The organism is Shewanella sp. SG41-4, from assembly GCF_014164505.1.
Classification (GTDB): Bacteria; Pseudomonadota; Gammaproteobacteria; order Enterobacterales; family Shewanellaceae; genus Shewanella.
On record NZ_JACJFI010000126.1, the window covers coordinates 1 to 11,652 of the forward strand.

11 protein-coding genes, 2 tRNA genes and 1 pseudogene are annotated in these 11,652 nt (G+C 42.5%); 13 read left to right on the forward strand and 1 reads right to left on the reverse strand.

Annotated elements, in window-relative coordinates; all coding sequences use genetic code 11:
* Window positions 1-1,239: protein translocase subunit SecD (secD, locus tag H5202_RS12490; protein ID WP_182772363.1), on the forward strand; the 1,239-nt coding region annotated here is incomplete at its 5' end.
* Between the two features lie 4 nt (window positions 1,240-1,243).
* Window positions 1,244-2,167, forward strand: coding sequence for a protein translocase subunit SecF (secF, locus tag H5202_RS12495; protein ID WP_182772364.1), 924 nt, complete (start codon window positions 1,244-1,246; stop codon window positions 2,165-2,167).
* 67 nt (window positions 2,168-2,234) lie between these two features.
* Here secF and yhbY read toward each other — a convergent pair whose 3' ends face one another.
* The gene (yhbY, locus tag H5202_RS12500) at window positions 2,235-2,534 is read right to left on the reverse strand and encodes a ribosome assembly RNA-binding protein YhbY (protein WP_182772365.1); all 300 of its coding nucleotides are present in this window, start codon (window positions 2,532-2,534) and stop codon (window positions 2,235-2,237) included.
* 90 nt (window positions 2,535-2,624) lie between these two features.
* Here yhbY and rlmE point away from each other — a divergent pair, with 90 nt between their 5' ends.
* The 11 genes and pseudogenes from rlmE to H5202_RS12555 all read left to right on the forward strand — a co-directional run.
* On the forward strand, window positions 2,625-3,254 hold the full coding sequence (rlmE, locus tag H5202_RS12505; protein WP_182772366.1) for a 23S rRNA (uridine(2552)-2'-O)-methyltransferase RlmE: 630 nt from the start codon (window positions 2,625-2,627) through the stop codon (window positions 3,252-3,254).
* A 45-nt stretch (window positions 3,255-3,299) separates the two neighbouring features.
* Window positions 3,300-5,273 carry an ATP-dependent zinc metalloprotease FtsH gene (gene ftsH, locus H5202_RS12510; protein ID WP_182772367.1) on the forward strand — a complete coding sequence of 658 codons (1,974 nt, stop codon included), beginning with the start codon at window positions 3,300-3,302 and terminating at the stop codon, window positions 5,271-5,273.
* A gap of 122 nt (window positions 5,274-5,395) precedes the next feature.
* Window positions 5,396-6,175, forward strand: coding sequence for a dihydropteroate synthase (gene folP, locus H5202_RS12515; protein WP_220493868.1), 780 nt, complete (start codon window positions 5,396-5,398; stop codon window positions 6,173-6,175).
* Between the two features lie 54 nt (window positions 6,176-6,229).
* Complete coding sequence (gene glmM / locus H5202_RS12520) at window positions 6,230-7,567, forward strand: phosphoglucosamine mutase (RefSeq protein ID WP_182772369.1); 1,338 nt, start codon at window positions 6,230-6,232, stop codon at window positions 7,565-7,567.
* Between the two features lie 139 nt (window positions 7,568-7,706).
* Window positions 7,707-8,489 (forward strand): triose-phosphate isomerase, encoded by a 783-nt coding sequence (gene tpiA, locus H5202_RS12525; RefSeq protein ID WP_182772370.1) that lies wholly within the window; start codon window positions 7,707-7,709, stop codon window positions 8,487-8,489.
* Window positions 8,490-8,493: 4 nt separating this feature from the next.
* Window positions 8,494-8,829, forward strand: a complete 336-nt coding sequence (gene secG / locus H5202_RS12530) for a preprotein translocase subunit SecG (protein WP_182772371.1) — start codon at window positions 8,494-8,496, stop codon at window positions 8,827-8,829.
* Between the two features lie 13 nt (window positions 8,830-8,842).
* Window positions 8,843-8,929 (forward strand) — tRNA-Leu (locus H5202_RS12535).
* Between the two features lie 82 nt (window positions 8,930-9,011).
* Window positions 9,012-9,087 (forward strand) — tRNA-Met (locus H5202_RS12540).
* A gap of 169 nt (window positions 9,088-9,256) precedes the next feature.
* The gene (gene rimP / locus H5202_RS12545; RefSeq protein WP_182772372.1) at window positions 9,257-9,712 is read left to right on the forward strand and encodes a ribosome maturation factor RimP; all 456 of its coding nucleotides are present in this window, start codon (window positions 9,257-9,259) and stop codon (window positions 9,710-9,712) included.
* A 31-nt stretch (window positions 9,713-9,743) separates the two neighbouring features.
* Window positions 9,744-11,243, forward strand: coding sequence for a transcription termination factor NusA (gene nusA, locus H5202_RS12550; RefSeq protein ID WP_182772373.1), 1,500 nt, complete (start codon window positions 9,744-9,746; stop codon window positions 11,241-11,243).
* A 25-nt stretch (window positions 11,244-11,268) separates the two neighbouring features.
* A pseudogene (locus tag H5202_RS12555) lies at window positions 11,269-11,634 on the forward strand (translation initiation factor IF-2 associated domain-containing protein); the annotation flags it as partial.
* Between the last annotated feature and the right edge of the window lie 18 nt (window positions 11,635-11,652).

Genomic DNA, 11,652 nt, shown 5'->3' on the forward strand with positions numbered 1-11,652 from the left:
GGACAAATAAGACAATTTATTGGTCAGCAATATCCACAATGGCAAGTCACAGGGCATCAACAAACCTTGAGTATCAATCTGTCTGAAAATGAACAGCTCAAATTAACCAATTTAACCGTACAGCAAAACTTACAAATCATGCGAAGTCGTATTGAGGAACTCGGTATTACCGAAGCCTTAGTTCAACGTCAAGGAGAACACCGTATTCGGATTGAATTACCTGGGGTGCAAGACCCTGCCACCGCTAAAAATGTTATCGGTGCGACGGCAAGTTTGGCATTTTATCCTGTAATGCAGGCTGATTCAGCCAACGCGGTCGTGATGAATGATGAGCATAATGAGCCTGTTTATGTGTCAAAAAAACCAGTACTCGGTGGCGATCACATTATTGATGCGCGAGCCACTACTGGCGATTTTGGTATGGCGAAAGTAAACATTAGTCTTGACGCTGCAGGTGGCAAGTTAATGTCAGATTTTTCGCGGGATAATATCGGTAAACCTATGGCGACCGCTTATAGCGAATACAGCCGTGATCAACAAGGTAAAGCCAAGCAAACCACTACAATTATCAGTGTTGCAACTATTCAGAGTCAACTCGGTAACCGCTTTGAAATCACTGGAGCCGGCAGTCATGAAGAGGCGCAGCAGCTAGCTTTGTTATTGAGAGCTGGCTCTATGACTGCACCAGTGACGATAGTGGAAGAACGCACTATTGGACCTAGTTTAGGGGCTGAGAATATTGTTAATGGTTTTGCTGCGCTAGCCTTAGGTTTATCGGCAACATTATTGTTTATGGCATGTTGGTATCGACGTTTAGGTTGGGTAGCTAATGTGGCGTTAATCGCTAATTTAGTGATGTTATTTGGATTGTTAGCACTCATTCCTGGGGCGGTCTTGACCTTACCAGGTATTGCGGGGTTAGTGCTTACTGTCGGTATGGCAGTTGATACTAACGTTCTAATATTTGAGCGAATAAAAGAAAAACTTGCAGAAGGTCGCAGCTTTGCCAGTGCTATTGATGTGGGATTTGATAGTGCGTTTTCTACCATTTTTGATGCTAACTTCACCACTATGATTACTGCCGTGGTGTTATTTTCAATTGGTAATGGCCCTATTCAAGGCTTTGCATTGACCTTAGGTCTGGGATTATTGACCAGTATGTTTACTGGTATTTTTGCTTCGCGCGCATTAATCAATTTAGTTTATGGCCGTGACACTCGTCGCGCCATTAAGGTGTAACTCTATGAACTCAACTCAAACAAATTATTCAACAGACAAGCTGCAATACTTAACTAAGTGGCGTTATGCGTCGAGTCTGATTTCGATTGTATTAATGCTGTTATCGCTAACGGCTATAGGAGTAAAAGGGTTTAATTGGGGCTTAGATTTTACGGGTGGCGTGGTCACTGAAATTCAAGTAGAACATCGTATTACTGCCAGTGAAATACAGCCATTAATGGCCGCAGCCTATCAACAAGAAGTCAGTGTTATTTCAGCCAGTGAACCAGGCCGTTGGGTTTTGCGATATGCCAATATACCAGATGAGAACCAACGCCCTGAACTGGGTGAAGTATTGGCACCATTAAACACCGATATAAATGTATTAAACAGCAGTATTGTTGGGCCACAAGTAGGCCAAGAGTTGGTTGAGCAAGGCAGTTTAGCTTTGTTAGTTGCAATGCTATGTATTATGGGGTATTTGAGTTTTCGCTTTGAATGGCGTTTAGCTTCGGGTGCACTGGTTGCCTTGGTGCATGATGTAGTGTTTGTGTTAGCGTTTTTCGCGTTAAGCCAAATGGAATTTAATTTAACTGTACTCGCAGCGATAATGGCGATATTGGGATATTCACTTAATGACTCCATTATTATAGCGGATAGAATTCGTGAACAGTTAGTGGCTAAACCACAATGGAATATCACTGACATTAATAATTTAGCGATTAAATCAACCTTTTCAAGAACCATGGTTACATCAGGTACTACCTTGATAACGGTTGTGGCTTTATGGATTATGGGTGGGGCACCGCTTGAAGGTTTTTCTATCGCGATGTTTATTGGTATTTTAACGGGGACTTGGTCATCAATTTCAATTGGTGCAACCTTGCCTGAGTTTCTTGGCTTAAAGGCGCAACATTATCAAGTTATTCCAATACCTGATCATCCCTGATTAACGATAATTCATCTCCAATAAAAAAGCCGCTGAATTCAGCGGCTTTTTATAAAAGGGTGCGAAATTATTTGGCTTTAGGCAAAGCAATTTTCATTTCAGCCGAATGACGGAAAATAACTAACACATGACCGATAAGTTGCACTTTCGTAGATTGGGTTTCACGTACAATGGCGTCAACGATGGCATTTTTTAGCTCTCTGTCGGCAGAGGCTATTTTCACTTTAATCAATTCATGATGTGTAAGAGCGCTATCAATTTCAGCCAGAACACCTTCAGTTAGTCCATTGCCACCAAGCAGCACCACTGGTTTTAGACTGTGCGCCAGACCTTTTAAATGCTGTTTTTGTTTGGTTGTTAAGTTCATTTGTACCAACTTTTGCTGAGTTACTGTTGAAAAACGGGTATTCTACCCTTATATAGAGCTTATGTAACTCTGAATCGTTGCGGAATTTAAATGACAACAAAAAAACGTACGGCGAGCTCAACTCGCTGGATGCAAGAACACTTTGATGATCACTATGTGAAATTAGCCCAGAAACGCGGCTTACGTTCACGAGCAGCATTCAAGTTAGAAGAGATCCAACAAAAAGATAGCTTGATTAAATCAGGTATGACAGTTGTGGATTTAGGTGCGGCCCCTGGCGGATGGTCACAAGTCGCAGTTAAATTAGCCGGTGACAAAGGTAAAGTGATTGCTTGTGACATTTTACCGATGGATCCTATTGTTGGCGTTGATTTTCTTCAAGGCGATTTTAGAGAGGATAAAGTGCTGCAGGCATTGCTTGAGCGTGTAGGTCAAGATAAAGTGGATGTGGTACTATCAGATATGGCTCCGAACATGAGTGGTTCGGGTGCTGTTGATCAGCCAAGAGCCATGTATTTAGTTGAATTAGCGCTAGATATGTGTCATCAAGTGTTGACGCCTAACGGCTGTTTTGCTGTTAAAGTCTTTCAGGGGGAGGGCTTTGACGATTACATCAAAACAGTTAAGCAGGCATTCAAAGTAGTAAAAACCCGTAAACCAGACTCCTCTAGAGCGCGCTCTCGAGAAGTCTATCTAGTGGCGACTGGTTACAAGTTGTAGTAGTCTAAAGTTAATAATCGCAGGACTGTTAAGAGGTCGAGTAATTTGAGTGACATGGCTAAAAATTTAATACTCTGGGTTGTCATCGCTGTTGTGCTGATGTCAGTTTTTCAGGGTTATTCCCCCTCTTCTTCGAATTCGCAGAAGATGGATTATTCCGCCTTTTTGGACAATGTTCGAAATGGTCAAGTTAGCAAGGTCGAAATAAAAAGCGACCAACGAACCATTGAAGGGACTAAACGTACCGGCGAGAAGTTCACCACCATTATGCCTATGTATGATCAAGATTTAATCAATGATCTTCAAACTAAAGGTATTGACTATAAAGGCCAAGAAGCTGAAGAATCAGGCTTCTTAACTCAAATCTTTATTTCATGGTTCCCAATGTTACTGCTGATTGGAGTATGGATATTTTTCATGCGTCAAATGCAAGGCGGTGGCGGTAAGGGCGCAATGTCGTTTGGTAAGAGTAAAGCCAAACTAATGAGTGAAGACCAAATTAAAACTACTTTTGCAGACGTCGCGGGTTGTGATGAAGCAAAAGAAGAAGTTAAAGAGCTGGTTGATTATTTACGTGACCCTACCAAGTTCCAAAAATTAGGCGGCCGTATTCCTACGGGTGTGTTAATGGTTGGGCAGCCAGGTACAGGTAAAACCTTGCTAGCTAAAGCTATTGCTGGTGAATCAAAGGTGCCATTCTTTACTATTTCAGGTTCTGATTTTGTGGAAATGTTTGTGGGTGTCGGTGCATCTCGTGTGCGTGACATGTTTGAACAAGCTAAAAAATCTTCCCCTTGTATCATCTTTATCGATGAAATTGATGCTGTAGGTCGCCAGCGTGGCGCAGGTGTTGGTGGTGGTCACGATGAACGCGAGCAAACATTAAACCAGTTACTGGTTGAAATGGATGGTTTTGAAGGTAATGAAGGCGTTATTGTCATTGCGGCAACTAACCGTCCAGATGTACTCGATTCTGCACTACTTCGTCCAGGTCGATTTGACCGTCAAGTCGTCGTCGGTTTACCAGATGTGCGTGGTCGTGAACAAATCCTTAAAGTGCACATGCGTAAAGTGCCTTTATCAGACGATGTTAAAGCGAGTGTTATTGCCCGTGGTACCCCAGGGTTCTCTGGTGCAGACTTAGCAAACCTTGTTAACGAAGCTGCGTTGTTTGCTGCTCGTGGTAATCGTCGTGTAGTCGGTATGGAAGAGTTTGAACGTGCTAAAGACAAAATCATGATGGGTGCAGAGCGCCGTTCTATGGTGATGTCTGAAGAAGACAAAGAGATGACGGCTTATCATGAAGCCGGACATGCTATTGTCGGTTGTTTAGTACCAGAACATGATCCGGTACATAAAGTGACCATTATTCCGCGCGGTCGTGCTTTAGGTGTAACGTTCTTCTTACCAGAAGCTGACGCAGTGAGCCAAAGCCGTCGCAAGCTTGAGTCACAGATTTCAGTGGCTTATGGTGGACGTTTAGCTGAAGAACTTATTTACGGTAGTGAAAAAGTTTCGACAGGTGCTTCGCAAGACATTAAATACGCTACGTCGATTGCTCGCAATATGGTTACGCAATGGGGCTTCTCAGACAAACTGGGTCCTTTACTCTATGCGGAAGAAGAAAATGAAGTTTTCTTAGGCCGAAGTATGGGTAAATCAAAGGCTATGTCAGGTGATACTGCGACATTAATTGATTCAGAAATCAAAATGTTTATCGATAAAAACTATCAACGTGCACAAACTATGTTGACAGAAAATATGGATATTTTACATGCGATGAAAGACGCACTGATGAAGTACGAAACGATTGATTCATTGCAAATTGATGATTTAATGCATCGCCGTGAAGTGCGTATGCCTGCTGAATGGCAAAAAGATGAGTCATCTGACGACAAAGATAATGGCAATACCACGCCTAAGTCTGAAGTTGAAACGCCATTGGATGATGCTAAAACCGACGCTAAAGTCGATAATAAAGCCGATACCAATGATGCGGATGAATCACCAGCTAAATAAATAATTTAGTGAATAAAGAAAACCCCGAAAGGGGTTTTCTTGTTTTTAACCTTATGTAGGAAATACCTGTGTTTCAATTAACTCATGCCAATAAAACGCTCGATTTATCAACCCCTATAGTGATGGGAATTGTAAACGTGACACCAGATTCATTTTCTGATGGTGGCGAATATATCGATTTCGAACAAGCTTGTCGACATGTTGATTATATGGTTGAACAAGGTGCATTAATTATTGACGTGGGTGGTGAGTCGACTCGCCCAGGTGCTGCAGAAGTCACTGTTGAACAAGAAATCGCAAGAGTTATTCCTATTATCGAATATACGGCTAAAGCACACGATGTATGGATTTCGATCGACACTAGCAAACCAGAAGTCATGGAGCAGGCCGTTAATGCTGGTGCTAATTTGATTAATGATGTGCGCGCATTACAAATGCCTGGGGCATTAGCGATGGCTGCGACGTTAGATGTGCCGATTTGCTTGATGCATATGCAAGGCGAGCCTAAAAACATGCAAGATGAACCTGAGTATCAAGATGTGATAGATGAGGTCGCCACTTTCTTTGAATTGCGTATTGCTTACTGTGAAGCCGCCGGAATTGAGCGCGAACGCTTAATTCTTGATCCAGGTTTTGGCTTTGGCAAAACTTTAGCGCATAATTACCGTCTATTAGCGGCGTTGCCTAAATTGCATGAATTTCACTTACCTTTACTAGTGGGGTTATCGCGTAAAAGCATGATTGGCGACCTGTTAGGGCGTAATACTGATCAACGCCTTGCTGGTAGTCTTGCAGGGGCATTGATTGCAGCTCAGCAAGGTGCACATATTATACGAGTCCATGATGTACCCGAAACTGTCGATGTGCTTAAAGTTATGTCAGAAACAATGGCCTACTTATAGTGCGAACGGCACCATACCGTTATCATAAAAGTGAAATCACTTAAGCAGGGACCTGTGAAACAAAGAAAATTTTTTGGAACCGATGGTATTCGCGGCAGAGTAGGGGCGGGTAAAATGACCCCTGAACTGGCATTGAAACTCGGTTGGGCTGCTGGACGAGTATTGTCTCGAAATGGCACTCAAAAAGTGATTATTGGTAAGGATACCCGTATTTCAGGTTACCTATTTGAATCGGCTTTAGAAGCTGGATTATCAGCTGCTGGATTAAACGTTTTATTACTTGGCCCAATGCCGACCCCTGCTGTTGCTTATTTAACTCGTACATTTCGTGCAGAAGCTGGTGTGGTAATTAGTGCTTCGCATAATCCTTACTATGACAACGGTATTAAGTTTTTCTCAACCGATGGCAGTAAACTTGATGATGCTATTGAATTAGAAATTGAGGCTGAACTTGAAAAGCCGTTAGTGTGTGTTGAGTCGCACTTATTAGGCAAGGCTCGTCGAATTGAAGATGCTGCAGGCCGTTACATCGAATATTGTAAAGGGAATTTCCCAGCCGACCAAACACTTGAAGGTTTAAAAATTGTCGTCGATTGTGCTCATGGCGCAACGTATCATATTGCTCCTAATGTGTTCCGTGAATTAGGTGCAGATGTGATTGCGATTGGTGATAAACCCGATGGACTCAACATCAATGATAAGGTCGGTGCAACATCAATGGCTAAAATTTGTGAGACTGTCTTGGCTGAAAAAGCTGATTTAGGGATTGCATTAGATGGTGACGGCGATCGTATTATGATGGTTAATCGTCATGGTGAAGTGGTTGATGGTGATCAAATCCTGTATATTTTAGCTGTAGATGCACAAAAACGTGGTATTTTAAAAGGTGGAGTCGTTGGCACGTTAATGTCTAACTTAGGTTTAGATTTAGCGCTGCAAGCGCTTGATATTCCTTTTGTTCGCTCTAAAGTTGGTGACCGGTATGTCATGGAAATGCTTAGACAGTATGAATGGCGTATAGGCGGAGAAAATTCTGGCCATATTCTCAATCTCGATCATGGAACCACCGGAGACGGAATTGTTGCGGGCATTTTAGTGTTAGCGGCGATGCGTCGTCAAAATGCGTCGCTTGAACAATTAACCGAGCCGATGAAGATGCTGCCTCAAGTATTGGTTAATGTTCGTTTTGAAGGTGATTCTAATCCACTGGATACCGATGCTGTAAAATCTGCACAAATTGAGGTTGAATTACAATTAGGTGCTCGCGGACGGGTATTATTAAGAACATCGGGAACTGAACCGTTAATTAGAGTGATGGTTGAAGGAGATGATCATCCGCAAGTGCTTGCACATGCAAATCGTATTGCTGACGCGGTAAAGGCAGCCTGTTAATCATTTGAATATTAAGTTATGTTGTTGCTCGCTCAAAAAGTAGACGCTTCGACAGTTTATGTGAAATATTCCCCTTTTAGCCCTTGTAACTTGATAAGTGGTTCGCTATTATTCACGCCGCTTTCAGAGGAGACAGTGAATGGCACTCAGACGTCCAATGGTCGCTGGCAACTGGAAAATGAATGGTAATTCAGCGCTAGCAGAAGAACTATTTAAGAAGTTTGCTACAAAGCTCCAAAATGATTCAGCTGAAGTGGTTTTATGCCCGCCTTCAATTTATCTTGAAAGTGTTCGGCAACTGCTTGAAGCCAATAAGCAAGCCCTTGATGGTGCGCTTGTTAGAATGGGTGCACAAAATCTTAGTCAACATGATTTTGGTGCATACACCGGCGAAATATCCGGGCAGATGCTAAAAGATTCTGGATGTCGATATGTTATTATCGGCCATTCCGAACGTCGCCGTATGTACGGAGAGACGAGTAATATAGTGGCAGAGAAATTTGCTGCAGCACAAAAATATGGTCTGACACCGATTTTATGTGTAGGTGAATCAGGGCCAGCTCGTGAAGCAAGACGTACCTTTGAGGTGATTGCGGAAGAGCTTGATATAGTAATTGAAAAAAACGGTACCATGGCTTTTGATAACGCGATTATCGCTTACGAACCTTTATGGGCAGTAGGAACAGGTAAAAGCGCAACACCAGAGCAGGCACAAGAAGTACATGCGTTTATTCGCAGTCGCCTCTCTGAAGTATCTCCCTTTATTGGTGAGAATATCAGAATTCTATACGGTGGTAGCGTCACCCCAAGCAATGCGGCAGATATATTTGCCCAGCCTGATGTTGATGGTGGTCTGATTGGCGGTGCAAGTTTGAACTCAAGTGAGTTTTTAAGTTTATGTACCATAGCAATGAGCGCGTAATTATATGTACGAAGTTCTGATAGTTGTATACTTGGTGGTAGCTTTAGGTCTTATAGGCTTAATTTTAATTCAACAAGGAAAGGGTGCTGATATGGGCGCATCTTTCGGAGCCGGTGCTTCAGGCACGTTATTTGGCTCAAGTGGCTCAGGTAATTTCCTGACCCGCAGTACTGCAGTTTTAGCCATTGGTTTTTTTGCATTGAGTTTAGTGATTGGTAATTTAAGTGCCAATCACACTGAACAAAATGATCAGTGGAAAGATTTAGGTCCAGCAGTAGAGCAAATCATTGATGATGCGCCTGTGCAGACTGAACAGTCAGAAACGAAAATTCCTGACTAGTATACCAGGTGTCGCCGAGGTGGTGGAATTGGTAGACGCGCAGCCTTGAGGTGGCTGTGTCTTAACGGACGTGCGGGTTCAAGTCCCGCTCTCGGCACCAAATTTAAACTAACAAAATCATGGATTGAGTTTGATTAGTTATTGCAAGATATAGTGTAAATCAATATACTTGCAACAGTTGACGCGGGGTGGAGCAGTTGGTAGCTCGTCGGGCTCATAACCCGAAGGTCGTCGGTTCAAATCCGGCCCCCGCAACCAGCTCCTTGTGATTTAGTTTCGTAAGAAAATAAGTCGCAATTTACAGGTTTTATAATAAAATAACCTCGTGATTACGGGGTTTTTTGTTATATGAACTTTTAAATATCCGTGTTTTATACGGATTGCAATGGGGCTATTAGCCCTTTTTTTGTTTTTTTGGGGGTCATTTTTGGCAACAATAGAATCCAAGCTAGTTGAAATGTTAACAGTACCTGTTGAAGCTTTAGGCTTTAAACTATGGGGCATTGAGTATATTCAAGCTGGTCGTCACTCAATTCTTCGTGTGTTTATTGATCACGAGAATGGCATCAATATTGAAGATTGTGCAGAAGCCAGTCGTCAAGTTAGCGCAGTTATGGATGTTGAAGACCCTATTTCTACAGAATACACATTAGAAGTATCTTCACCAGGCATAGATAGACCGTTATTTACGTCTGAGCAATATGCAGCTTATATAGGTGAAGAAACAAAAGTACAATTGACTATGCCTGTTGCCGGTAGTCGTAATTTAAAAGGCGTCATCAGTAGTGTTGATGGGCAAATGCTCACCATCACAGTTGATGGTAAAGACTTGATTGTTGCTTTGGATAATATCCGTAAAGGCAACGTTATAGCTAAGTTTTGATAGTTTCAGGTGAAGAACGAGGCAAGACCAAATGAATAAAGAGATCCTGCTAGTCGCAGAAGCGGTTTCCAATGAGAAAGGCCTTCCGCGCGAGAAAATTTTCGAAGCGCTAGAAATTGCACTGGCTACCGCAACAAAGAAAAAATATGAAGGCGATATTGAAGTTCGCGTAGCTATTGATCGTAAAACAGGCCACTACGACACTTTCCGTCGTTGGATGGTAGTTGACGATAAAGGCGAAGCTCTGGAAAATCCATACAGCGAAATTACGTTTGAAGCCGCTCGTTATGAAGAACCAGAGATTCAAGTGGGTGAGTTTATTGAAGATCAAATCGACTCAGTTGCATTTGACCGTATCACCACGCAAACCGCGAAACAAGTTATCGTACAGAAAGTACGTGAAGCTGAACGTGCACAAATTGTTGAACAATTTATTGAGCGTGAAGGTGAGATTGTTACTGGTGTTGTTAAGAAAAGTACCCGTGAAAGCGTAGTGGTTGATTTAGGTAACAATGCTGATGGCGTGTTATTTAAAGAAGATTTAATTAGCCGTGAATCTTTCCGTCCTGGTGACCGTGTGCGTGCATTATTGTACTCGGTACGTCCAGAGGCTCGTGGTGCGCAGTTGTTTTTAACGCGTAGTAAACCTGAAATGCTTATTGAGCTTTTTCGAGTAGAAGTGCCAGAAATTTACGACGAATTAATCGAAGTAATGGGTGCTGCTCGTGATCCAGGTGCTCGTGCTAAAATCGCCGTTAAATCAAATGACCGTCGCATTGACCCTATTGGTGCTTGTGTGGGTATGCGTGGCGCACGTGTGCAAGCCGTATCAAACGAGTTAGGTGGCGAGCGAGTAGATATTGTGTTGTGGGATGATAATCCTGCACAATATGTGATCAATGCTATGGCCCCAGCAGATGTTGCATCTATCATTGTGGATGAAGATAACCACTCGATGGATATTGCTGTAGAAGCTGACAGTTTGGCCCAGGCTATTGGTCGTAATGGCCAAAACGTACGTTTAGCCACTCAACTTACAGGTTGGGAACTAAACGTAATGACAGTTGAAGACATGAACAAAAAACACCAAGCCGAAAGTGCCAAAGTGATTGATTTGTTTGTGGCTTATCTGGATGTAGATAAAGATTTTGCAGCCGTTTTGGCTGATGAGGGATTCACTTCGTTAGAAGAGATTGCTTATGTCCCAGAATCTGAACTATTAGCAATAGAAGGTTTCGACGAAGGAATCGTTGAAGCATTACGTGAACGTGCAAAAGCTGCTATCTCGACAAGAGCATTAGCGTCTGAAGAAGCGTTAGATGGTGCAGAGCCAAGTGATGATTTATTAGCATTGGAAGGATTAGAAAGACATTTAGCTTATGTTCTTGCGAGCAAAGGCGTAGTGACTTTAGAAGACTTGGCCGAGCAAGGTATTGACGATTTAATTGATATTGAAGAATTAACAGAAGAAAAAGCAGGTGAGCTCATCATGGCTGCCCGCAATATCTGTTGGTTTGGCGAAGAAGCATAAGTCGATCAACAGGGGGATTTAATTGATGGCAGATACAAGCGTAGAAAAATTAGCAGCGGAAGTGGGAAAATCGGTCGATCGATTAATCGAGCAATTCTCAGATGCTGGTATAAGTAAAAAACAACTCGATACTGTTTCAGAGAAAGAGAAGCAACAGCTTCTTGATTATCTAAAAAAACAGCATGGTGCAGATTCTGTTCCGACTAAAATGACATTGCAACGTAAAACAGTGTCTACGTTAAGTGTTCCAAGCACTGGCGGTCAGTCAAAAGACGTAAAAGTAGAAGTGCGTAAGAAACGTACTTTTGTTAAGCGTGATGATACAGAATTAGCAAAACAAGCTGAATTAGAAGCTCAAGCAAAAGCCAAAGCAGACGCTTCAGCTTCCGCTTTTGCTTGAGCTTCAGCG